The sequence below is a fragment of the Streptomyces sp. NPDC002926 genome, assembly GCF_053591755.1.
The window spans coordinates 140,704-163,738 of record NZ_JBSFUK010000006.1; the positions used below are offsets into that span (position 1 = coordinate 140,704).

The 23,035-nt window shown below is 70.5% G+C and carries 21 protein-coding genes; 6 read left to right on the forward strand and 15 right to left on the reverse strand.

Annotated elements, in window-relative coordinates; genetic code table 11:
• Nucleotides 1-9: 9 nt before the first annotated feature.
• Genes ACWDZ6_RS14245 through ACWDZ6_RS14255 form a run of 3 tightly spaced genes read left to right on the forward strand, consistent with a single transcriptional unit; the run spans nucleotide 10 to nucleotide 1,956 of the window.
• A complete protein-coding gene (locus ACWDZ6_RS14245) occupies nucleotides 10-696 on the forward strand; it encodes a response regulator (RefSeq protein WP_451503049.1) in 687 nt (228 codons plus the stop codon).
• Between the two features lie 33 nt (nucleotides 697-729).
• Nucleotides 730-1,146 carry an OB-fold nucleic acid binding domain-containing protein gene (locus ACWDZ6_RS14250; protein WP_366730319.1) on the forward strand — a complete coding sequence of 139 codons (417 nt, stop codon included), beginning with the start codon at nucleotides 730-732 and terminating at the stop codon, nucleotides 1,144-1,146.
• 3 nt (nucleotides 1,147-1,149) lie between these two features.
• Nucleotides 1,150-1,956, forward strand: coding sequence for a DUF3159 domain-containing protein (locus tag ACWDZ6_RS14255; RefSeq protein ID WP_451503050.1), 807 nt, complete (start codon nucleotides 1,150-1,152; stop codon nucleotides 1,954-1,956).
• A gap of 89 nt (nucleotides 1,957-2,045) precedes the next feature.
• Here the strand turns inward: ACWDZ6_RS14255 and ACWDZ6_RS14260 are convergent, their stop codons facing one another.
• Entirely contained in the window at nucleotides 2,046-2,723 is a 678-nt protein-coding gene (locus ACWDZ6_RS14260) for a potassium channel family protein (RefSeq protein WP_326653121.1), read from the reverse strand.
• The gene (locus ACWDZ6_RS14265) at nucleotides 2,723-3,391 is read right to left on the reverse strand and encodes a potassium channel family protein (protein ID WP_451503051.1); all 669 of its coding nucleotides are present in this window, start codon (nucleotides 3,389-3,391) and stop codon (nucleotides 2,723-2,725) included. Before ACWDZ6_RS14265 ends, ACWDZ6_RS14260 begins: the two co-directional genes overlap by 1 nt.
• A 186-nt stretch (nucleotides 3,392-3,577) precedes the next feature.
• Here ACWDZ6_RS14265 and ACWDZ6_RS14270 point away from each other — a divergent pair, with 186 nt between their 5' ends.
• The 3 genes from ACWDZ6_RS14270 to ACWDZ6_RS14280 all read left to right on the forward strand — a co-directional run bounded on the left by ACWDZ6_RS14270 (nucleotide 3,578) and on the right by ACWDZ6_RS14280 (nucleotide 8,600).
• A complete protein-coding gene (locus ACWDZ6_RS14270) occupies nucleotides 3,578-5,626 on the forward strand; it encodes an APC family permease (RefSeq protein ID WP_451503052.1) in 2,049 nt (682 codons plus the stop codon).
• A gap of 176 nt (nucleotides 5,627-5,802) precedes the next feature.
• Complete coding sequence (locus ACWDZ6_RS14275; protein WP_451503053.1) at nucleotides 5,803-7,131, forward strand: class I SAM-dependent RNA methyltransferase; 1,329 nt, start codon at nucleotides 5,803-5,805, stop codon at nucleotides 7,129-7,131.
• 782 nt (nucleotides 7,132-7,913) lie between these two features.
• Nucleotides 7,914-8,600, forward strand: coding sequence for a phosphatase PAP2 family protein (locus tag ACWDZ6_RS14280; protein WP_451503054.1), 687 nt, complete (start codon nucleotides 7,914-7,916; stop codon nucleotides 8,598-8,600).
• A 12-nt stretch (nucleotides 8,601-8,612) separates the two neighbouring features.
• Here ACWDZ6_RS14280 and ACWDZ6_RS14285 read toward each other — a convergent pair whose 3' ends face one another.
• Genes ACWDZ6_RS14285 through ACWDZ6_RS14345 form a run of 13 tightly spaced genes read right to left on the reverse strand, consistent with a single transcriptional unit; the run spans nucleotide 8,613 to nucleotide 23,032 of the window.
• A complete protein-coding gene (locus ACWDZ6_RS14285) occupies nucleotides 8,613-9,947 on the reverse strand; it encodes a glutamate-1-semialdehyde 2,1-aminomutase (RefSeq protein ID WP_451503055.1) in 1,335 nt (444 codons plus the stop codon).
• A gap of 7 nt (nucleotides 9,948-9,954) precedes the next feature.
• The gene (locus tag ACWDZ6_RS14290) at nucleotides 9,955-10,506 is read right to left on the reverse strand and encodes a dTDP-4-dehydrorhamnose 3,5-epimerase family protein (protein ID WP_451503056.1); all 552 of its coding nucleotides are present in this window, start codon (nucleotides 10,504-10,506) and stop codon (nucleotides 9,955-9,957) included.
• Complete coding sequence (locus tag ACWDZ6_RS14295) at nucleotides 10,503-11,753, reverse strand: polysaccharide pyruvyl transferase family protein (RefSeq protein ID WP_451503057.1); 1,251 nt, start codon at nucleotides 11,751-11,753, stop codon at nucleotides 10,503-10,505. Before ACWDZ6_RS14295 ends, ACWDZ6_RS14290 begins: the two co-directional genes overlap by 4 nt.
• A complete protein-coding gene (locus tag ACWDZ6_RS14300; RefSeq protein WP_451503058.1) occupies nucleotides 11,750-12,697 on the reverse strand; it encodes a glycosyltransferase family 2 protein in 948 nt (315 codons plus the stop codon). Before ACWDZ6_RS14300 ends, ACWDZ6_RS14295 begins: the two co-directional genes overlap by 4 nt.
• Nucleotides 12,694-13,992 carry a hypothetical protein gene (locus ACWDZ6_RS14305; RefSeq protein ID WP_451503059.1) on the reverse strand — a complete coding sequence of 433 codons (1,299 nt, stop codon included), beginning with the start codon at nucleotides 13,990-13,992 and terminating at the stop codon, nucleotides 12,694-12,696. The genes ACWDZ6_RS14300 and ACWDZ6_RS14305 overlap by 4 nt, the downstream gene beginning before the upstream one ends.
• Nucleotides 13,989-15,272: a DUF4910 domain-containing protein gene (locus ACWDZ6_RS14310; RefSeq protein ID WP_451503060.1), complete on the reverse strand. Its 1,284-nt coding sequence runs from the start codon at nucleotides 15,270-15,272 to the stop codon at nucleotides 13,989-13,991. The genes ACWDZ6_RS14305 and ACWDZ6_RS14310 overlap by 4 nt, the downstream gene beginning before the upstream one ends.
• Entirely contained in the window at nucleotides 15,260-16,285 is a 1,026-nt protein-coding gene (locus ACWDZ6_RS14315) for an NAD-dependent epimerase/dehydratase family protein (protein ID WP_451503061.1), read from the reverse strand. Before ACWDZ6_RS14315 ends, ACWDZ6_RS14310 begins: the two co-directional genes overlap by 13 nt.
• A gap of 3 nt (nucleotides 16,286-16,288) precedes the next feature.
• Nucleotides 16,289-16,936, reverse strand: a complete 648-nt coding sequence (locus tag ACWDZ6_RS14320) for a PIG-L deacetylase family protein (protein WP_451503062.1) — start codon at nucleotides 16,934-16,936, stop codon at nucleotides 16,289-16,291.
• Nucleotides 16,933-17,760, reverse strand: coding sequence for a glucose-1-phosphate cytidylyltransferase (locus ACWDZ6_RS14325; protein WP_451503063.1), 828 nt, complete (start codon nucleotides 17,758-17,760; stop codon nucleotides 16,933-16,935). Before ACWDZ6_RS14325 ends, ACWDZ6_RS14320 begins: the two co-directional genes overlap by 4 nt.
• Nucleotides 17,757-18,992 (reverse strand): class I SAM-dependent methyltransferase, encoded by a 1,236-nt coding sequence (locus ACWDZ6_RS14330; RefSeq protein ID WP_451503064.1) that lies wholly within the window; start codon nucleotides 18,990-18,992, stop codon nucleotides 17,757-17,759. The genes ACWDZ6_RS14325 and ACWDZ6_RS14330 overlap by 4 nt, the downstream gene beginning before the upstream one ends.
• Nucleotides 18,989-20,263 carry a glycosyltransferase gene (locus ACWDZ6_RS14335; protein WP_451503065.1) on the reverse strand — a complete coding sequence of 425 codons (1,275 nt, stop codon included), beginning with the start codon at nucleotides 20,261-20,263 and terminating at the stop codon, nucleotides 18,989-18,991. Before ACWDZ6_RS14335 ends, ACWDZ6_RS14330 begins: the two co-directional genes overlap by 4 nt.
• 2 nt (nucleotides 20,264-20,265) lie before the next feature.
• Entirely contained in the window at nucleotides 20,266-21,498 is a 1,233-nt protein-coding gene (locus ACWDZ6_RS14340) for an O-antigen ligase domain-containing protein (protein ID WP_451503066.1), read from the reverse strand.
• 1 nt (nucleotide 21,499) lies between these two features.
• The gene (locus tag ACWDZ6_RS14345) at nucleotides 21,500-23,032 is read right to left on the reverse strand and encodes a right-handed parallel beta-helix repeat-containing protein (protein WP_451503067.1); all 1,533 of its coding nucleotides are present in this window, start codon (nucleotides 23,030-23,032) and stop codon (nucleotides 21,500-21,502) included.
• Nucleotides 23,033-23,035: the final 3 nt, after the last annotated feature.

A 23,035-nucleotide genomic window follows, 5' to 3' on the forward strand; every position in this document is an offset into this window, starting at 1 on the left:
CCGGCGAAAATGACCCGGGTGCTCGTGGTCGACGACGAGCCGCAGATCGTACGTGCCCTCGTGATCAATCTGAAGGCGCGCAAGTACGAGGTGGACGCGGCCTCCGACGGGGCGACCGCGCTTCAGCTTGCCGCGGCCCGTCACCCCGACGTCGTCGTCCTCGACCTCGGTCTGCCCGACATGGACGGCGTCGAGGTGATCAAGGGTCTGCGTGGCTGGACGCGCGTCCCGATCCTGGTGCTCTCCGCCCGTCACACCTCCGACGAGAAGGTCGAGGCGCTGGACGCCGGCGCCGACGACTATGTCACCAAGCCCTTCGGCATGGACGAGCTGCTGGCCCGGCTGCGTGCCGCGGTCCGGCGGGCCGAGCCGGTCGGCGGCGGGGACGACGATCTCGTGATGGTAGAGACGGAGGGCTTCACCGTCGATCTCGCCGCGAAGAAGGTCCAGCGGGACGGCCGTGATGTCCGGTTGACCCCGACCGAGTGGCATCTGCTGGAAGTTCTCGTACGCAACACGGGCCGGCTGGTAAGCCAGAAGCAGCTGCTCCAGGAGGTCTGGGGCCCCTCCTACGGCACGGAGACCAACTATCTGCGGGTCTATATGGCCCAGCTGCGCCGCAAGCTCGAGGCCGATCCCTCGCACCCCAGGCATTTCGTCACCGAGCCGGGCATGGGATACCGCTTCGAGCGTTGATCCGGCGCTGTTCGTGGCCGGTAGGCTTTCTGTATGAGTGCCGTACCCCGTTCCGAGAAGGCCGAGAGGCCGGCGAAGCCCGCCGGCCGCTTCCGCCGCATGCTCGACCGGCTGTCCACCTCCCAGGAGGAGCTCGAGTCGGAGGAGCTGCAGGAGGACGCGCAGGCATCGGGGTGCACCCGCATCGCCGAATGCAACGACCGCCAGATAGTACGGGTGACTGGTACCTTGCGCACGGTCACCCTGCGTCCGCGGGCCGGAGTGCCCGCGCTGGAGGCGGAGCTCTTCGACGGCACGGCCCCGCTGGACGTCGTCTGGCTCGGCCGCCGTTCCATCGTGGGCATAGAGCCGGGCCGGAAGCTCATCGCCTCGGGCCGGATCTCCATGAGCCACGGCCGCCGGGTGCTGTTCAACCCCAAATACGAACTCCGACCGCTCGGACAGGAGTAGCCGGTGACGTCTTTCGACAAGCCGACCACCACGACGAACGACCAGCAGGACAGTGACGCCAAAGCCGTCACGGAGGCCGCACTCTTCGAGGCCTTCGGCGGCGTACGCGGCATGGTCGAGACGGTCCTGCCCGGGCTGCTCTTCGTCACGATCTTCACGGTCAACAAGGACCTCCACATCGCGGCCATCGCGGCCCTGGCGGTCTCGCTGCTGCTCGTCGCGGTCCGGCTGATCCGCAGGGACACCCTCAAGCACGCCTTCAGCGGGGTCTTCGGAGTGGCTTTCGGCGTCGTCTTCGCGATGATGACCGGCAATGCGAAGGACTTCTATCTGCCGGGCATGATCTACACGCTCGGCCTGGCGGTGGCGTACATCGCGACGACGATCGCGGGCGTCCCGCTGATCGGCCTGATCCTCGGCCCCGTCTTCAAGGAGAACCTCTCCTGGCGGACCCGTAACCCCGGCCGCAAAAAGGCGTACTCCAAGGCCAGCTGGGCCTGGGGCCTGATCCTGCTCGCCAAGTGCGCGATCCTCTTCCCGCTCTACTGGTGGGCCGACACCGCTCAGCTCGGCTGGGTGCTGGTGGCGCTGAAGATCCCGCCGTTCCTGCTCGCGGTGTACCTGACCTGGGTCTTCCTGGCCAAAGCGCCGCCGCCGATCGACGTCTTCGCGGAGATGGAGGCGGAGGAGCAGGCCGAGAAGGAGCGCCGGGACACCGGGGAGCGGCTCGGCGAGGCGGTGCAGAGCCTCGCGGACGGCGCCGATTCCCAGCGCCTGACCGACGGTCCGGCCAAGCACCGCAAGCCGTAGCTCTTCCCGCTCGTACGCGGATGGGGCGCCCGGATCATTCCGGGCGCCCCATCCGCGTACTGCCTGCGAGACCGTACTGCTTGCGAGACTCAGCTCGAAGCGTCCTCCCGGCGTACCGAGAGCAGGTCCTCCAGCTGCTCCTCACGCGCCTGTGCGGCCACGAACAGCAGCTCGTCGCCCGCCTCCAGAGTCTCCTCGGAGCCCGGCGTCAGCACCCGCGAGCCGCGGATGATCGTGACCAGCGAGGTGTCCTCGGGCCAGGCCACATCGCTGACCTGGGTGCCGGCCAGCGCCGACTCCGGGGGCAGCGTGAGCTCGACCAGGTTGGCGTCGCCATGGCTGAAGCGCAGCAGCCGTACGAGATCGCCGACGCTCACCGCCTCCTCGACCAGGGCCGACATCAGACGCGGCGTGGAGACCGCGACGTCGACACCCCAGGACTCGTTGAACAGCCACTCGTTCTTGGGGTTGTTGACCCGGGCGACCACCCGCGGCACCCCGTACTCGGTCTTCGCCAGCAGCGAGACGACCAGATTGACCTTGTCGTCACCGGTCGCCGCGATCACGACGTTGCAGCGCTGAAGCGCCGCCTCGTCGAGCGAGGTGATCTCGCAGGCGTCGGCCAGCAGCCACTCCGCCTGCGGCACCCGCTCCACCGAGATGGCGGTCGGCGCCTTGTCGATCAGGAGGACCTCGTGCCCGTTCTCCAGCAGCTCGCCCGCGATGGAACGGCCCACCGCGCCGGCGCCCGCAATAGCGACGCGCATCAGTGACCGCCCTCCTCAGGGCCCTCGGCGAAGGCCGCCTCGACCTTCTCGATCTCGTCCGTACGCATCATCACGTGGACGAGATCGCCCTCCTGCAGAACCGTCTGCGACGTCGGCAGAATCGCCTCGCCCAGCCGGGTGAGGAAGGCGACGCGCACGCCGGTCTCTTCCTGCAGGGTGCTGACCTTGTGGCCTATCCAGGAGGCCGAGGTGTGCACCTCGGCGAGCTGCACCCCGCCGCTGGGGTCGCGCCACAGCGGCTCCGAGCCGGACGGCAGCAGCCGCCGCAGCATCTGGTCGGCGGTCCAGCGGACCGTGGCGACGGTCGGAATGCCCAGGCGCTGGTACACCTCGGCGCGCCGAGGGTCGTAGATACGGGCCGCGACGTTCTCGATGCCGAACATCTCGCGCGCCACCCTCGCGGCGATGATGTTGGAGTTGTCGCCGCTGCTGACAGCGGCGAACGCGCCGGCGTCCTCGATCCCCGCTTCGCGCAGGGTGTCCTGGTCGAAACCGACTCCGGTGACGCGGCGGCCGCCGAACCCGGAGCCCAAGCGGCGGAAGGCCGTGGGGTCCTGGTCGACCACGGCGACCGTGTGCCCCTGCTGCTCCAGGGTCTGCGCGAGAGCGGCTCCCACTCGCCCGCATCCCATGATGACGATGTGCACGACCGTCCTTCCGGCTGTCAATGGTTTTCTGCTCAGGCTTAACACGGTCAGGGTCTCAGACCGCGGCCCAAGCTACACACGCGCAGTCCGCCCAGGGACCCCTTGGGCGAGGGGAGCGGAAGATTCCGCATCGGTAGGGGGTGGGCGGGTGAGCGCCGTTCATACGGAGCGCTTACGATCCTCTGCGTGCCCAAACTGACCGACGTGCCCAAGCGGATCCTGATCGGGCGGGCGCTGCGAAGCGACCGACTGGGAGAAACGCTCCTCCCCAAACGCATCGCGCTTCCCGTCTTCGCCTCCGACCCGCTGTCCTCGGTGGCGTACGCACCGGGCGAAGTTCTCCTGGTGCTCTCCATCGCGGGTGTGTCGGCCTACCACTTCAGCCCCTGGATCGCGGTCGCGGTCGTGGTGCTGATGTTCACCGTCGTCGCCTCCTACCGCCAGAACGTGCACGCCTACCCGAGCGGCGGCGGCGACTACGAGGTCGCCAACACCAACCTCGGGCCCAGGGCCGGCCTCACCGTCGCCAGCGCCCTGCTGGTGGACTACGTCCTCACGGTCGCGGTCTCGATCGCCTCCGGAGTGGAGAACCTCGGCTCGGCGATCCCCTTCGTCGTCGAGCACAAGGTTTTCTGCGCCATCGCGATCATCATCCTGCTGACGCTGATGAACCTGCGCGGTGTGAAGGAGTCGGGCAAGCTCTTCGCCATCCCGACGTACGTCTTCGTCGCCGGCGTCTTCATCATGATCGCCTGGGGCGCCTTCAAGGGCCTGGTGCTCGACGACACCATGAAGGCTCCCACCGCCGATTTCGAGATCAAGGCCGAGCACCAGGGACTGGCCGGCTTCGCCCTCGTCTTCCTGCTGCTGCGGGCCTTCTCCTCCGGCTGTGCCGCGCTCACCGGCGTCGAGGCGATCAGCAACGGCGTGCCCGCCTTCCGCAAGCCGAAGAGCAAGAACGCCGCGACCACGCTGGCCCTGATGGGCGGTCTCGCCGTCACCATGTTCTGCGGCATCATCGCCCTGGCCATGGCCACCGACGTGAAGATGGCCGAGCAGCCCGCGCAGGACCTGCTGAGCAACGGCAGTCCGGTCGGCGAGAGCTATGTCCAGAACCCGGTGATCTCGCAGGTCGCGGCCGCCGTCTTCGGCGACGGCACATTCTTCTTCGTGGTGCTCGCCGCGGCGACCGCGCTGGTCCTGTTCCTGGCCGCCAACACCGCGTACAACGGCTTCCCGCTGCTCGGCTCGATCCTGGCCCAGGACCGCTATCTGCCGCGCCAGCTGCACACCCGCGGCGACCGGCTCGCCTTCTCCAACGGCATCGTGCTGCTGGCGGGCGCTGCGGTACTCCTGATCTGGCTGTACGGCGCCGACTCGACCAAACTCATCCAGCTCTACATTGTCGGCGTCTTCGTCTCCTTCACGCTCAGCCAGACCGGCATGGTGCGGCACTGGAACCGTCATCTGAAGACCGAGAAGGACCAGGCCAAGCGCCGCCGTATGATCCGCTCCCGCGCGATCAACACCTTCGGTGCGTTCTTCACCGGTCTGGTGCTGGTCGTCGTGCTCGCCACCAAGTTCACGCACGGCGCGTGGGTCGCGCTGCTCGGCATGGTGATCTTCTACGGGACGATGACCGCGATCCGTAGGCACTACGACCGGGTCTCCGAGGAGATCGCGGCCGCGGAGGAGCGTCCCGACGACTATGTGCGCCCCTCGCGCGTGCACTCCATCGTCCTGGTCTCCAAGATCCACAAGCCGACCCTGCGCGCCCTCGCGTACGCCAAGCTGATGCGCTCCGACAAGCTCGAGGCCATCAGCATCAGCGTCGACCCGGCGGAGACCAAGGCACTCAAGGAGGAGTGGGAGCGGCGTGGCATCAATGTGCCGCTGAAGATCCTCGACTCGCCGTACCGCGAGATCACCCGGCCTGCCATCGAATACGTCAAGGGGCTGCGGCGCGAGAGCCCGCGGGACGTGGTCAGCGTCATCATTCCCGAGTATGTGGTGGGGCACTGGTACGAGCACCTGCTGCACAACCAGAGCGCGCTGCGGCTGAAGGGCCGGCTGCTGTTCACGCCCGGAGTGATGGTGACCTCGGTGCCGTACCAGCTGGTGTCCTCGGAGGCCGCGAAGAAGCGGGCGAGGAAGCGCCAGGAGTGGAACGCGCCCGGTTCGGTACGGCGCGGGCCCGTGGACGAGCGGCCCAAGGAGCCCACCGGGAAGAGCTGAGGCTCGCGCCCTCGCGGCTTCGGGGGACTCGCGTCGTCGACGCCTCCGGTCTTCGGGCTTCGCACTGGAGCCGAGGTTCCGCTCGAACGTTCGTGGCAAGCGGCCGGTCGACACCCACGTACAGTGGTGGGTTGTTGTCCGGCCGTTTTCCTTTGATCCTCTGGAGTCACCCCACCATGCAGAACGCACCTGAGTCTTCGCTGGTCGGGGAGGAGTACGAGGTCGAGGTCGGTCCCGTCGCACACGGCGGCCACTGCATCGCGCGCACCGAGGAGGGGCGGGTGCTGTTCGTACGGCACACGCTGCCCGGTGAGAAGATCGTGGCCCGTATCACCGAGGGCGAGGAGGACTCCCGCTTCCTGCGCGCCGACGCCGTCAAGATCCTCGAGGCGTCCAAGGACCGCGTCGAGGCGCCGTGCCCGTACTCCGGCCCCGGGAACTGCGGCGGCTGCGACTGGCAGCACGCCAAGCCGGGCGCCCAGCGTCGGCTCAAGGGCGAGGTGATCACCGAGCAGCTGCAGCGGCTCGCGGGCCTCACCCCTGAGGAGGCCGGCTGGGACGGCACGGTCATGCCCGCGGAGGGCGACAAGCTGCCGAAGGGCGAGGTGCCGGCCTGGCGCACGCGCGTGCAGTACGCGATTGACACGGAGGGCCGCGCGGGGCTGCGCAAGCACCGCTCGCACGATGTCCAGCCGATCGACCACTGCATGATCGCCGCCCCGGGGGTCACCGAGCTCGGCATCGAGAAGCAGGACTGGGCCCAGATGGCCACGGTCGAGGCGATCGCGGCGACGGGATCCAGCGACCGCCAGGTCATCCTCACCCCGCTGCCCGGCGGCAGGCTGCCGCTGGTCGAGCTGGACAAGCCCGTCTCGGTGCTGCGCGTCGACGAGCGCGACGGCGGAGTGCACCGGGTGCACGGCCGCGCCTTCGTCCGGGAGCGCGCCGACGGGCGCACCTACCGCGTCGGCATGGGCGGCTTCTGGCAGGTGCATCCGCAGGCCGCGGACACCCTGGTCAAGGCCGTGATGCAGGGTCTGATGCCGCGCAAGGGTGAGATGGCGCTCGATCTGTACTGCGGCGTCGGCCTGTTCGCCGGCGCGATCGCGGAACGGATCGGCGACAGCGGCGCGGTGCTCGGTATCGAGTCCACCAAGCGCGCCGTCGAGGACGCCCGGCACAACCTCCAGGATCTGGAGCGGGTACGGATCGAACACGGCAAGGTCGATCAGATCCTGCCGCGCACCGGCATCACCGAGGCGGACCTGATCGTCCTCGACCCGCCGCGCGCGGGGGCGGGCAAGCAGACGGTGAAGCGCCTGGCGGGCCTGGGCGCGCGGCGTATCGCGTACGTGGCCTGTGACCCGGCGGCGCTCGCGCGCGACCTGGCGTACTTCCGCGAGGGCGGCTACAAGCCGCGCACGCTGCGGGCGTTCGACCTCTTTCCGATGACGCATCACGTGGAGTGCGTGGCGATCCTGGAGCCTGCGGACAAGGGTGCCTGAACTGCGGTTTCGCGACGTGTGGTAGTCGTGTGACCTGTTTCCCTCCGGGCATGCGATCGGGCGGCCAGTTCGGCCCGAGAACCCGTTCCGCCCTGGGGATTCGCGGTCGGACGCACGATGGGGACGGCGTCGGTGGCGGGGTTTGTTCACGATTCTTGACGCTCGAATGACGCTTGCGGGTAAGCCGGAATCGGTGGAGTTCCGGCGCCCGGAGGTGAGCTCCGTGCACCACTGACAGGGCCAAAATTCGCGGAGTGTTGACCCGCGGACTGTCCGACCGCGGTTTGCCGCGACCGCATTGTTGGGCAGTGTTGCCGCGCGCACCCGTACATCTGACGTCCCGGCCATGTCGGCGGGCGGCAGCGGGCAGTTCTCGTGGGCGCGGCATCGCGGTTGCGGCGGGGGCGACATGCCGTAGGCCCCGACGGGGAGGCGCATCGCATCTGTTGGATGGTCTGCGACGGTGTGCGGCGGGTAGTGCACGCGCTCATCGGCCCGCGCGGTGGTGGCCGCGACCATGCCGTTTCGGACCTGCCCGCGGGAGCCGAGATACTGACGGGATACATAGGCCGTGGCGTGCCCGGACTTACGGTCACCGGAGTCGTCCGGGAACAACGCCCCGCCGTCGTGGGGCGCGGTCGGAAACAGGAAGGCGCTGATTCATGGCTGCCCACCGGTCCGATGAAGGGCCGCACCCTCACCCTGCCTCGACAGGTCGAGACCCGGAACACCATCCACCGATCACGGCAAACCACCGCGGGTCGACCGGACGCGGTGGGCGTGTGACCGGTCGGCCGGCGCCCGCGGTGCTGCCCCCATCGCCGCGCGCGTGGCTCGGGCCGATCGCGGCCCTCGCCGCGCTGGTGGTCGTCGTGCTCGGGGTCCTGTACGCCGGCCACAGCGAGCCCGGCAGGGTGGACCGGTGGATCATCCAGCCGACGGCGGACAGTGTGCGGGCGCCGTGGCGGCACGTCGCTCTGGCCATGGATTTCTTGGGGGAGCCCGCCGGATCGGCGATGTTGGTCGTGACCGCCGTGGCAGGCTGCCTGCTGCTTCGGCGTCCTCGCGCGGCAGTGCTCATCGTTGCCGGCGTCGTCATGACCGTGGCGACGACGACGCTGCTCAAGTCCCTGGTGGGACGCACCATCCACGGCGACGACAACCTGTCCTACCCGAGCGGGCACACCGCCTTCTTCACCGCGCTCGCCCTCGTGGTGGCGCTGCTCGCGACCGGTCGGCTCGGCCTGGGCAGGACGGCCGGCACGTCGTTCGTGCTCGCCGCGGCGCTGGTTGCCGGCACCGCCATGGGCTGGGCGCAGGTCGCCCTGGGCGCGCACTACCCGACCGACGTCCTCGGCGGCTGGTGCACCGCGCTGGCGGTGATACCGGCGACCGCGTGGCTGGTCGACCGGCTGGCCGACCGGCTGGTCGACCAGCTGGCCGACGCCGGTCGGCGGGAGCGTCGCTGACGTCACGTCACGTCAGGCCAAGCGGCGGAATACGGGCTTCACCGGCCGCCCGGCCAGCCAGGGCGTGGGGTCAGCGGCGTCAAGTGCCTTCCGGTACACCGCACATGCCTGGGCCACCACGTCGACGGTGCGGTCGATGTCGGCGTCGTCGAGCGCGCTGCTCACCACGAACGACGGGGCCAGCACTCCACCCGCGAGGAGCCGGCGCAGGAACAGGGTGCGGTACGGCTGCGACGGCTGCCGGTTCTCGTCGAGGGTGGCGAAGACCAGGTTGCTGGCCCGGCCCCGGACGACGATGTGGTCGCCGACGCCCATGCCTGCCGCGGCGTCGCGCACACCGGCGGCCAACCGCTCGCCGAGGGCATGCAGCCGTGCGGTGACGCCCTCCTCGACGTAGGTGGTCTGCACGGCCATCGCGGCTGCCAGGGAGTGCGTTTCCGCACCGTGCGTGGTGGACAGCAGGAACACCCGGTCGCCGGAGTGACGCAGCCCGCCCCGCTCCATCAGTTCGCGGCGCCCGGCCAGCGCGGAGACGGCGAACCCGTTGCCCAGCGCCTTGCCGAATGTGGAGAGGTCGGGGACGACGCCGTACAGGCCCTGGGCGCCCGCCTCGGACCAGCGCAAGCCGGTGATCATCTCATCGAAGATCAGTACGCAGCCGTGCCGGTCGGCCAGCTCGCGCAGGCCGGCGAGGTACCCGGGCGGCGGCTCGGTGTGGCCGGCGGGTTCGAGGATCAGGCAGGCGACCTCGTCCTGGTACCGGGTCAGCAGCTCCTCCGTGGCGGCCAGGTCCCCGTAGGGGAACGCCACGGTGAGCTCGGTGGTCGCCGCCGGAATGCCGGCGGACATCGGCGTGGTGCCGATGAACCAGTCGTCGACGGAGAAGAACGGATGGTCGCCGCAGATGGCCACCCGCGGGCGCCCGGTGACTGCGCGGGCGAGGCGCACCGCGGCGGTGGTGACGTCGGAGCCGTTCTTCGCGAACTTCACCATCTCCGCGGTCGGCACGGTGGCAAGGAAGCGTTCCGCGGCCTCGACCTCCACGATGGACGGCCGGACGAAGTTGCTGCCGCGGTCGAGTTCCCGCCGCACCGCCTCGATCACGCGTGGGTGGGCGTGGCCGAGGCTGACCGACCGCAGGCCGGAGCCGTACTCGATGTAGCGGTTGCCGTCGATGTCCCACACATGGGCACCGCGGCCGTGGCTGATGACCGGGGCCAGGTTCTCGGGGTACTGGTCGTCGCCCTTGGCGTAGGTGTGCGCGCCCCCGGGGATCATGGCGTGCAGCCGCTCGTTCGCCAGCCGCGAGCGGGGCAGGAGGAACTCTTCGGTGTCTTCGGTGTGCACGCCGACCTCAACTCTCCTGTTGTTTAAGGACCTCGGCGAGGCTCGGCGCCTCCCGGTCCCGCTGGGACATCGATATGACCGGCAGCGGCCAGGGAATGGCGAGTTCCGGGTCGTCGAAGGCGATCGTCACGTCCTCGGCCGGATCGTGCGGGCGGTCTATCCGGTACGAGGTGTCGGCGGTTTCGGTCAGCGCCTGGAAGCCGTGCGCGCACCCCGCCGGGATGTACAGGGTCACCTGCGTCTCGCCGAACAGCTCGAAGAAGGCCCGGTTGCGGTAGGTCGGTGAGTCCGGCCGCAGGTCCACGACGACGTCGAAGATCTTCCCGTACGAGCAGCGCACCAGCTTGGCCTCGCCGGCGCCGGAGCGCAGGTGCAGGCCGCGCAGCACGCCCCGGACCGAGCGGGACAGGCTGTCCTGGACGAAGGCGTCCGGGTCGAGGCCCACCGAGCGGACCACGTCGGCGTCGAAGGTGCGGCAGAAGAAGCCGCGTTCGTCGGCGTACGGCGTCGGCTCGAAGAGGTACGCGCCGGTGATCTCCGGTACTTCGGTCGCCTTCATGGAGCCTTCCGCAAGGTGTGGGCGTGGTCGGCCGCGGGGAACAGGGCCGCGGTCAAGGAGTTGAACTGGTGCTCGAGTCGCCGGGCGGCTGCCAGGTTCCGCTCGCTGAGGGTCTGCCGCAGCTCGGCCGAACGCTTCTCCAGCGCACGGAACTGCTCGAGCAGCCGGTCGGCGTCGATCTCGCGCGCCGGGTGGCAGTACGCGCCGAGGCCCATCTCCGCCATGAGCGCGTCGCTCTTCGCCGCGTAGCAGAGAGCGAGCACCGGCGTACCGGTCTTCAGCGCACAGATCAGGTTGTGGTACCGGATCGCCACCACGGTGTCGGCAGCCGACATCTCCTTCATCAGGTCGGCCAGTGAGGACGGCTCGGCAGCGGTGACCAGCGGCGAGTCCACCGCGTCGAGGATCGCGGCGACCACCGACGCGTCGCACTCGTCACCGGTGAGCAGCCGGACTGCCCTGCCCTCCTCGACCAGCGCGCGGACGAACCGGACCGTCCCGTCGAGGTAGCGCCGGTATATCTCATCGGCCCGGGCGCGATCGTCGTTGCCGCCGTGGAAGTCCATGACGCCGACGCAGACCGGGCCCGGCGGGGCCGACGGGACTGAGAGCTTGTCGGGTCCGCTCGCCCGCGGCGCCGGCAGGGCGAACGCGAGGTCCGGGTAGACCTCGTCGCGCGCGGTGTCCACGCCCATCGTCCGCATCGCGTCGCGGGACTGCGCGTCCCGGTACGACCGGTAGGCGGCCAGCCGCGCCGACCAGCGCACCAGGGCCCGGGTCGGCCGGTTGCCGATCGTCGCGGCGCCGACGCCGACCAGCGCCACCCGGGTGCGCAGCAGCCGGCCGCTCGCGCAGAGCAGGAACAGCGAGTACGGGAAGCCCCACGGCCGCAGCGGCAGGGTCGCCTCCAGGACGCCCATGCCCGGCACGATCACCACGTCGTGCCGGCGCACCCAGGCGGCGGTGCGGAAGACGTCGACGAGTTTGCCCAGACCCTTCGCCGCGATCGCGCCCGTACGCGACGCGGTCCGGTACTCCCCGCGGTACCAGTGCAGCCGCGTCGCGGGGATCCCGAACCGGGTCGTCACGGCCTCGGGTCCGCCGCACAGCGCGTCCACGACCGCCTCCGGGTGTTCGGCGCGGAGGTACCCGAGTACGGCTTCGAGCGATCCGTCGTTGCCGAGGTTTCCGGAGCCGAGCAGGCCGAACACCCCGACGCGCACCGGAGTTTCGTCGGCGGACGTCATGCCTGCCTCCCCTCACGGCCGGCGACAAGGGCGTCGACGGAGACCGTGAGCAGGGCCGGGTCGACCGGGGCGCGGTCCTCGATCCGCTCGCCGGCGCCCGGCCGGACCCGGCTGGTCATCCACGCGGCCAAGTGGCGGTAGCACGCGCGCCGGTCGGCCGGGGACAGCGGCGCCCGCCGGATCGCCGAGGCGAAGCCCCAGATGTACTCGGCGAGCAGCCGGGGCGTCGGGTGCAGCAAGCCGGCCCGGCGCGGGTCCAGGTTGACGCACCGGGAGCGCTTGGACGGGTTCGCGCGCTCGGCGCGGGTGGGGTGGTCTCGGCGGAAGTACAGCAGCTCCGGCACCTGGTGGAAGGGCCCGTGCAGGGTGATCTCGGCGACGTACGTGCGGTCCGCGTGGTGGTAGCTGTCCATCGGTTTCACCCGGCGCAGCATGTCGGCCCGCATCACCCCGTAGAAGTCGTCGCCACCCGGCTCGAACAACAGACTGCGGAAGCGCTCCGGCGCGTGCGGGGAGTCGGTGGCGAGCCCGTACTCGTAGGGGACCTTCACCTGGCCGTCGCCGTCGATGACCGCCTGGCCGGTGTGCGCGAGGATCACGTCCGGCCGCTCGTCCAGCGCCTGGACGCAGCGCCGCAGCAGGTCTCGGCCGTACAGGTCGTCGTGCGAGGCCCACTTGAACAGCTCGCCGCGGGACTCGGCCAACACATGGTTGTGGTTCGGCGTGGCGCCGATGTTCCGGGGCAGCCGGAGATACCGGATGCGCGAGTCCCGCGCGGCGTACTTGCGGCAGATCTCCTGGGTCCGGTCGGTCGAGGCGTTGTCGGAGATGACCAGCTCGAAGTCCTCGTAGGTCTGGCCGAGCAGGGCGTCGAGGGACTCGGCCAGGTACTCCTCGCCGTTGTACACGGGCAGGCCGATGCTCAGCCTGGGTTGGGCGGTCATGAGGTCCTCACTTCGGGGATGGGATCGCGATGGCGCTCGCGCAGGGCGGACCGCAGTTGCAGCCACCAGACGGCCGAGCCGCTGACGGTCGCGGCGGCGACGCCCCAGGCCGAGCCGACCGTGCCGGCGGCGGCCGCCCCGCCGAGCCCGCCGCCGACATAGCAGGCGGAGGCGAACAGCTGGCAGCGCAGGCTGCGCCGGGCCGCGCCGAGCGCGCGCAGCCCGGCCGCCGCGCCGGTGCCGAGGCCCGCGCCCGCGACGCCGAGGGTGATCGGCACGATGAGCTGCGAGGCGGAGTGCCAGACGCCGCCGAGGACGAGCTCGCCTAGCCGGTCCGGCACCAGCAGCAGCGCCGTGCCCCAGAGCAGCGCGGCGGCGGCCTGCCCGCCGCCCAGCAGGAGGCAGAACCTGCCCAGCCGGTGCGGGGCCTGCCGCAGCACCCGTGCCGCCTCCGGGACGGTGACCAGCGAAAGCCCCATGAGCACCGCCAGGAACGGGCCGAGCAGGAGCTCGGCGCCCCGCACCGCACCCACCGCTCCGAGCCCGACGATCGCGCCGAGTCCGTATGCCCGCAGCTGGCTCGCGCCGCTGAGGCTGACGTTCTCGACCAGGTACCGGTAGCCGAGATCGCGCTGCTCGCGAAGCCACCCGCGCGCCTCGGTCATCCGGGGCCGGATGCCGGACTGGATGCAGCCGTACGCCCCCGCCACCGTGGCGGACGCGCCCCAGGCGAGCACGAAAGCGGCCACGCTGCCCACATGGGCCGCCACCACCATGACCGGGACGAGCGCGACACCCCACACGACGTCGTTGACGAACGCCTTTCGCCCTGCGCCGGCGGCGAAGAACGAGAACCGCCAGGCGTCCTGGAGCAGCAGCCCCGGCAGCATGACACCAAGGGCGGCGAACGCGGGCCCCACGCGGCCGCCGAGGCCGAGCCCGGCCACCAGACACGCGGCGCCGAGTGCGGCACCGACGCCGAGTGCGGTACCCGTCGACCGGGCCACCGCCCCGCGCCAGGACGCGTCCGGCACGCCGCTGAAGCGCACCACGAGCGGATCGGTGGCCAGCCCGCGGGAGACGTTGAGCGCCACGCCGTAGGTCACCCAGGCGAGACTGAACACACCGAACGCGGTCACCCCCAGCGAGCGGGCCACGTAGATGCCCACCACGAAGTTGCTCACGCTGGAGGCCGCCTGGTCGGCCAGTCCCCAGGACAGCCGGCCGACGAGGGCCCGCCTGGCGGTCGCCGCCTTTGGCCTCGCCTTCTCCCCCTCGGTGGTCATCGGCGTCATGCCTTGATCAATTCGGCGCCGCACAGGGCGCCGGCCGCGGCGGCGACGGTGTCGAACGGCAGCCCGGACCGCTCGGCGACGTCCAGCAGACTGTGCTCGCCGTCGGAGAGGCTTAGCACCCAGAGCATGGCCATCTGGGCCTGCTTCGCGTCGCTGCGGCCGCCGAGCGAGTCGTACAACCCACGCCGCCCCAGCTGTGGTTCGCCGTAGGGGCTGAGATTGAGGTACCGCCGGTTGCGGTCAAGGACGACGAATGCCTCGCGGCAGACGGCGAGCGTGTCCGCCATCGCCTCCGGGGAGACGAAGTCCGGGTTGTCCGCCGAGGTGTGGTACTCGGGGTAGCCGGCGTACGGGGTCCGGCTGAGCGAGCCCACGCCGAGATCGAACCCGGGCGAGCAGAACTGCCGCTCGTCGTAGCCGTACGGAGTGAACTCGGCGACGTGGTGCGGGCGTTCGGAGGCGGCAAGAACATGCCGCATCACCCGGTCGATCTCCGCGTCGCCGCGCCTGCTCTGCTTGTACGTCAGTTGGCCCGGGTCGCCGGCACAGGCCAGCACCAGCCCGTGCTTGACCCGGTCCACCCGCTCCGCGTTGCGGGCCAGCCAGGTGATCGCCCCGATGGTGCCGGGCGCGTAGATGAACCGGTAGGTGTAATACGGCGTCTCCTGCGCCAGCGCGCGGGCCAGGAACGTCGCCACCGCGATGCCTGCCAAGTTGTCGTTGGCCAGTGACGGGTGGCAGACGTGGCAGGAGACGATCACCTCGTCGGCGACCTGCCCGGGGACCACGTGCTCGGCGTAGGTGAGGTGGCCGTCGGCGAGTGTGGAGTCGATGCGCACCTCGTACTCGCCGTCCGGCAGCGCGTCCAAGGTCTCCTGGGCCAGGCAGAACCCCCATTCCGGCGTGTAGTAGCTGGTGCGGTACGGCACCCAGGCCGGGTGGTCCGGAAGGGTGTGCAGGTGTTCACGCAGCTCGGCCAGCGGCATGGTCGCCGACACCGGCACGCTGTAGCCGAGCACGTGCAGGCTGGACGCGGCGAAGTCGACGACCCGGTTGCCGGCGGTGTCGGCGACGTACGCGTCCCGGATGTTCCACTCCTGCGGCACCGTCCAGTCGAGCACCTGAGTCCCGGTCGGCACCTCGTGCACCTGCAGTGGAACGTATTCGCCGATGATCTCCAGGGTGGCGCGCACACCGTCGCCGGTGATGCTCCGGCACAGCGGATACAACCGCTCCACCAGCGCGTACATCTCTTCGCCGGCCGCCGTCATCGGCGCCACCGCAGGGTGTCGTCGACGGAGCCGGCGTCGGACGCCGCGCGCAGCACGGCCAGCCGGGTGAAGCGTCGCTCGAAGTCCTCCCGGGTCAGCCCGTATTCCCGGTAGGCGTCGGCGAGTTCGAGCGCGCCTCGCTTCACCGTCCACTCGCAGTCGAAGCCGGGCACCGCGGCGCGGAACCGGGAGAAGTCCACCCGGTACGACCGCGGATCGGCACCGGACTCCCCGGTGATGACCACCCGCGAGCCGGGTACCACCTCGGCGACCTGCTCGGCGATCTCGGCGACCGTGACGTTGTTGATCTCGCTGCCGATGTTGAACGCCCGGTCGTGCACCGATTCCCGCGGCGCGGTCAGCGCGGCCGCGAAGGCCCGTGCGATGTCCGCGGCGTGCACCAGCGGGCGCCAGGGGGTGCCGTCGGAGAGCACCAGCACCTCGCCGGACAGGAGCGCGTGGCCCACCAGGTTGTTCAGCACGATGTCGGCGCGCAGCCGGGGTGAGTAGCCGAAGGCGGTGGCATTGCGCATGAACACCGGGGTGAAGTCGCCGTCGGCCAGCGCGTGCAGGTCGTCCTCCACCCGCACCTTGGACTCCGCGTACGGCGTCACCGGGCGCAGCGGGGCGTCCTCGGTCACCAGGTCGTCACCGCCTGCGGCACCGTAGACCGAGCAGGTCGACGCGTACAGGAAGCGCCGCACTCCGGCGTCGCGGGCCAGCCGGGCGAGCCGTACGGAGGCATGGTGGTTGATGTCGTAGGTGAGGTCCGGCGCCAGCGATCCCAGCGGGTCGTTGGACAGCGCGGCCAGGTGGATCACGGCGTCGACCCCGGCCACGTGGTCGGCCGTGACGTCGCGCAGGTCCACCCGCTGCCCCGGCGGGTCCGCGGGCGGCGGGCCAAGGACGCAGTCGGAGAACAGGCCGGCGTCAAGACCGACGACCTCGTGCCCGGCGGCCGCGAGGACCGGGGCCATCACGGTGCCCAGGTAGCCCTGATGTCCGGTCAGCAGTACGCGCATGGTTCATTCCCCCAGATTGAGAGTGAGTTTGGTGACGGCGAACGCCTCGGCGTAGCGCGCATGGCATTCGATGCCGCGGATCCGCGCAAGACCGAGGAAGGCCTCCCGGTCGTACCAGGGCCGGTGCCGTTGCGAGGGGTAGTGCTCCTGCAACAGCCGCACTTTCTGTTCGGCGATCTCCGGCGACAACGGCTGGTACGCCGCCGGACGGCCGAGATCGCCGTCCCACTTGACGATCTCGTAGCGGAGCACGAGGTGGTCGCGGAATGCGGTGGTCATCAGCTTCGCCAGGCCGCGGTGATCCTGGTGCGCGTCATCGGTACGCGGCGCCAGCACCAGATCCGGTTCGCTCTGCAGGCGCAGTTCCTCGACCGCGGCTTTGGCCTCCTCCCAGTGCGCGGGCAGTCGGCCGTCCGGCAACTTGAGCACGGTCAGCCGCAGTTCGGCGCCCGGGCAGAAGGCGGCGAGCGCGGCCCGCTCCTCCTGCTCCCGCTCGCTGCCACCGCCGGAGAGCACCAGCGCGTCGATACGGATACCCGGCCGAGCGAGGCACATCGTCAGCAGCGTGCCGCCGGCGCCGATGGCGATGTCGTCGCAGTGCGCGCCCACCGCGACGATCCGGTCCAGGGGTCCGGCCCCGAGCCGGATCACGCCCTCGCTCCGGCGCCGTCCCTGCCGGCGGTCGCGCTTGCCCCCGCGCCGTCCCGTTCCCACACGGCCCACGGGCGGTCGCCCCGGGTGTAGGCGTCGTCGAGCGCGGCCCGCTCCTTCACGGTGTCGGTCGGCTTCCAGAAGCCGCGGTGCTGGTGCGCCACCAGCCGTCCCTGCTTGGCCAGTTGGGCGCATCCGTCGGCGACCAGGTCCCCGTTCTCCGGAATGTGGTCGAAGACCTCCTGGCGGAGCACGAAGTAGCCGCCGTTCTCCCACAGCGGCATGTCGCTCACCGCGGTGATGCCCCCCACCAGGCCGTCCTCGCCCAGGTCCACGCAGTGGAACGACGACTGCGGCGGCACCACCATCATCGACGCACCGGCGTCACGCCGGGCGAACCGGTCGATCATCTCCGGCAGCGGGGCGTCGGTGAGCACGTCGGCGTAGTTGGCGAGGAACATCTCGTCGCCGTCCAGGTGGTGCCGCACCCGGCGCAGCCGCTCCCCGATCGGCGACTCGATGCCGGTCTGCACGAACGTGATCGTCCAGGAGGCGATGTCGGTGGACAGCAGCTCGGTCCGCCCGCCCCGCAGCACGAAGTCGTTGGACGTCGTCTCCTCGTAGTTGAGGAAGAAGTTCTTGATGTGGTGCGCCCCGTACCCGAGGCAGAGGATGAACTCCGTGTGCCCGAAGTACGCGTAGTAGCGCATGACATGCCAGATCAGCGGCCGCGGGCCGACCATCGCCATCGGCTTGGGCATGTCGTCGGAGGCTCCGCTGCGCATCCGCAGCCCGTAACCGCCGCAGAACAGAACGACCTTCACGACTTGACCTCGACAATGCTCAGTTCCGGGATGGGAAAGACCAGGCGGCCCCCCCAGTCGTGCACGAAGGACAGCTGCTCGACCAGCTCGGCCCGCAGGTTCCACGGGAGAACGAGGACGTAGTCCGGCTTGTCGGCGGCTATCTGCTCGGGCGGCAGGATCGGGATGCGGGTGCCCGGGGTGTACCTGCCGTGCTTGTAGGGGTTGCGGTCGACCGTGTACGGGAGCAGGTCGGGCCGGATGCCGCAGTGGTTGAGCAGGGTGTTGCCCTTGCCCGGGGCGCCGTAGCCGACGACCGTCTCGCCGCGCTCGGCCGCCTCGATGAGGAACCGCAGGAGGTCCCGGCGCACCTTGGCCACCCGGGCGGAGAACTCGCTGTACCCGGACAGCTCCTGCAGCCCGGCGGCCTTCTCCCGGGCGAGCACGTCGGCCACCCCCTGCGTCGGCTCGCCGGCCACCTCGGCCGGCCGGGCCCACAGCCGGATGGAGCCGCCGTGCGTGGGCAGCAGCTCGACGTCCACGAGCGTGAGTCCGCCGCTCGCCAGTGCCCGGATCGCGGACGCGACCGTGTAGTACTGGAAGTGCTCGTGGTAGATCGTGTCGTACTGGTTCTCCTCGATCAGGGTCAGCAGGTGCTGCACCTCGATGGAGACCCAGCCGTCGTCGGCGACCAGGGCGCGCAGCCCCTTGGTGAACCCGACCACGTCGGGGATGTGCGCGTACACGTTGTTGGCCACGACCAGGTCCGCCGGGCCGTGCTCGGTGCGGACGGCCGAGCCGGTGTCCGGGTCCAGGAACGCCGTGAGCGTGGGCACGCCCGCGTCCCGTGCCGCGGCGCCGACGTTCACCGACGGCTCGATGCCGAGGCAACGGATTCCCCGGTCCACCACATGCCTCAGCAGGTACCCGTCGTTGCTCGCGACCTCGACCACGAAGGCGTCGGGGCCGAGCCCCACCCGCTGTACGGCGTCGCCGACGAACGTGCGCGCGTGCTCCACCCAGGAGGTCGAGTAGGAGGAGAAGTACGCGTACTCGCTGAACGTCTCCTCCGGCGTGATCAGCGGAGGGATCTGCGCGAGCCAGCAGTCGGTGCAGACCCGCAGGTGCAGCGGGTACGCCGGTTCCGGCTGGTCCAGTTGGTCCGCGGCGAGAAAGCTCTCACACGGCGGGGTCGCCCCCAGATCGACGACGCTCCCCAACGCCGCCGAGCCGCAGAGTCGGCATCGTGTCATTTACTGCCCCCATCCCTGCTCGCGCGGGTGCCCCGCCGCGAGCCAGTGTTTCCATTACCTACCGACGGCACGGTGTCCCCGCCGCCGGACCGAACCGCGATCGCGGTGCGGTACCCCTCCACCAGGCGTTCGAGGCCGACGGCCGGGCTGAAGCCCTGCTCGTATCGGCGCCGGGCCGCCTGGCCCATCTCCTGGTTGCGGTGCGGATCGTTCGCGATCCGGCGCACGCAGGACGCGAGCGAGGCGGGGTCGCCCGGCTGGTGCAACAGCCCGGCCACCCCGTCCTCGACGAGTTCGACGAAGGCGCCGTGACCGGCGGCGACGGCCGGGACCCCCGCCGCCATCGCCTCCACGACCACCAGGCCGAACGCCTCCAGCCACGTCGAGGGAGCCACCACGGCGACCGAGCGCGCGATGGCCTGCCGACACTGGGCGGGGTCGTACAGGCCGACGTACCGCACGTCGTCCCGGCCCGCCGCCCAGGCGGTCACCTCCGGCTCCAGCGGCCCCGCGCCGGCGATCACCAGCGGCACGCCCACACCGCCGCTCGCTGCGATCTCGTCCCACGCGGCCATGAGCAGCCGCACGCCCTTGGCCTCCGCGAGCCGGCCGAGATAGAGCAGCTGCTCGCCGGCCCCCGCTCGGCGGGCGTCCGGGTCGGGCACGAAGTTGTGCTTCACCGCCAGCCGCTCGGCCGGCATGCCGGACCGCACCAGGACGTCGCGCTGCGCCGCGGAGATACAGAAGAACCGCTCCACGCCGGACCACCACCGCCGCCGGTTGACCGACAGGCTGACCGCGAGCGGCACCGTCGCAAGGCGGGAGTTCCGGTAGCAGCCGTGCCGGACGGCGGGCAGCGGCGCGGACCCGACGCACTCGGTGCACGGCCGGCCGTCCCGCTGCAGCGTGCCGGGCGGGCAGACCTGGGTGTAGTTGTGCAGTGTGGCGACGGCGGGCACGTCGGCGTCGGCGCAGGCGGCAAGGACCGCGGGGGACAGGAGCGGGAAGACGTTGTGCACGTGCACGACGTCCGGTCGCTCGGCGCGAAGCCGGCCGGCGAGCTCCGTGCGGACCGCCGGGTTCCACGGCACGAGGAGCGGCACCGCGGCCTTGGAAAGCAGGGACCGGGCGGCGATGTCGTCGCTGCGTCGCTCGAACACCTCGACCCGGTGGCCGGCCTCGCGCAGCAGCGCCACCTCCTGGTCGACGACGTTGTTCTCCCCGCTCGGCTGCGCCGAGGCGTAGCGGTTGTGGACTACGAGGATGTGCATGCTCAGGTCACCTCCGATCGACGGGCCCATTGCGGTATGCGCCGTCGAGGGACTTCGGGCTTCGAGAGGGGAGCGGCCGCGGCAGGTGCCGCCAGCAGCGAGGCGGCCAGGGCCAGATGCAGCAGATACGGCGAGGCGTCGCCAAGGCCGGCCTCGGTGTACGACGCGATCGCGCAGTAGCTGATCAGGAAGATCGCGCAGGCCCTCGGAAGGGACGGTGGCCGCAGCAACGCGACGCCGCCCAGCACGATGATGATCGCCGCCACCAGGGCGACGCCGGTCAGACCCTGCTCGTGGTAAACGGCCAGCCAGCTGTTGTCGATCGGCAGCCCGCCGAACGACTTGTCGCCCAGGCCCGCGCCGAACAGGTACTCCGAGGTGGTCCGGGGGGCTGCCAGCAGGGCGTCCCAGACCTTGGCCCGACCGGTGAGGTTGGAGAAGTTCTCCTTGCTCTGTCCGCGCAGGAACCACGCCTGCAGCGCGGTGCTGAACGCCACCGCGGCCACGGCGGCGCACAGCACCGCCCGGGCGAAGAACCGGCGGGCGGCGGCGCTGCTCAGGATGAGCGAGCCGATCGCCAGCACCAGCCCAATGAGCAGGCCGAGCGTGGCAGTCCTGGTATGGGTCAGCGCGAGCAGGACGAGTGCCGGCACGATGACGACCGCCGCGCTGCCCCTGGTGGTCCGGCGGCCCAGGAGGAGCAGCACGGTGAGCCCGATGATCACTGCGGCGTACTGTCCGATCTGCGGCGGGGTGAGCGGCCACAACGCGCCGACCAGGCGCCCGCCGTAGAGCTCGGGCATGGCGGCGCCCGGTGAGATGACCAGGCCGGCGGCCACTGACCCGAGCACCGCGAAGTACATCCGGATGTGGTGCCGGACGAATGTCAGGCTGCCGTCCCACCAGCGGCTGAGCAGCCACAGCGTGCCGACGAAGAGAGCCAGCCGGGCGCAGCGGAACAGCGCGCCGAACCCGGACTCCAGGTTCACGCTGGAGATCACGCTCGGAACGAGCAGCAGGGTGAGCAGGAACACGAAGGCGCTGGCCCGGATGCGCAGCCGGGGATTGACGGCGAGTGCCAGCACGAACGCGGCGACCAGCGCGCCCATGGTGGCCATCTGGATGAGGGATCGGGGCAGCGGAATGATGGTCTTCGCGCCGGCGGAGCCGAGCGTGTTGAGGATCAGCAGCCCCCAGGCCGTCCCGACGATCTTCGATGTGTGGTCCGCGGCCATCTCAACCACCGTCCCGTGCGCGGAAGGTGCTGCCCGCGTCCTGCTGGTACGGCGCGCCCTGCCACTGCCCGACGTCGAGCTCCCGGCTCGGGTCGTGGGCGATGAAGCTCCATGGTCCCCGGTACTCGTTGTCGTGCCAGCGGTTGTGCTGCTTGTGGGTGATCGCCTCGGCCACCTGTTCGCCCGGGTAGGGCGACCAGTCCGGATAGGTGCCGTAGTTGGCAAGGACCGCCATGCGGCCGCACTTCACGGTGCAGCCGACGACGGAAGTGTCCAGCACGAAGCGGTTCTTGTGGATGTCCACCCGCTGGGTCTTCCACCGGCAGTCGGCGTAGAGCGGTGCGGTGGCGATCCCCGGCTGTGCGCAGCGCTCCGTCTTCTTCACCAGCAGCGTGCAGTCTCCGGACGAGGTGTTGGCCGGGCTGTGGCAGAACCGGTCGGCGTTCTCCCACAGGGTGATGCCGGACCAGTTGTTCTCCAGTACGTTCCGGTAGATCTCGATCTTGTCCGTGCGGGCCTGGATGCGTGGTTCGCCGCCGGACTCGGACAGGTAGATGGTCGCGAACGGGAAGGTGTCGCCGCGGTCGGCGTACTTGCGGCCCTCGACCCAGTTGTTCCGCCGGATCGTGTTCTTCCGGATGACCGCGTTGTAGCTGGTCTCGTAGATCAGCGCGGCACCGTCGTTGGCCTCGATGACGTTGTCCTCGATGCGGAAGTCGTTGTTGTTGGTGTCCGCCCACAACCCGGCTCCGTGGTTGGCGTGCACCCAGTTGCCGCGTATGTCGGCGCCGTTGACGGCCCAGAACTTGACGCCTCCACTGCAGCCGCAGCCCGGCCGCCGCCGCTCCCAGTCGTCGTTGTTGTTGCCCACGATCTCGTTGCCCTCGAGCACCAGGTCACTGATGGGGTCGCCGGCCTTGTACGCGTTCATTCCGTACTGTCCGTTGCCGCGCAGGCAGCTGGCGCGGACCTGCTGGCGGGCACCGGCCATCAGCCCGGCGCCGGAGTTGTGCTGGATCGTCGCGTGCTCGATCACCCACCCGTCGGCCGAGTCGTGGTTGACCACGCCCTCGTTCTGCGGCGCGACGAAACCCTGCACCGTCAGGTAGTGGATGGTGACGTCGCGGGCGGCACCACCGAACGCGTACTGGTTGGTCTTCCGGCCGTCGAGCACCGCGCCCGGCGCGCCGAGGTAGGTGTTCCCCTTCTTGGGGATTATCTGGGCGTAACGGTCCGATTCGAGCCTGTGCTTCCCGGGCCGCAGCCAGAACGTGGTGTTCGGCGGGCTCTTCTTGGTCTTCGCAGCCAGGTCACCGACCACCGCGGGGTCGACCGTCACCGCACCCGCCGGCGCCTTCGCCGGCCCGGCCGCGGGCTTGGCGCACACCCGGGCCAGGGACCGGGCGACGGACGTGGATGGCGCAACGGTCGGCTCCGCCGGGGCGCTCGGTGCGCTCACGCAGCCGGTCGCCGCCAGCAGGACCAGCACCAGCGGTGCCGTCGGCAACGCCAAGTGCCGTTTCTTGATCACCACGCG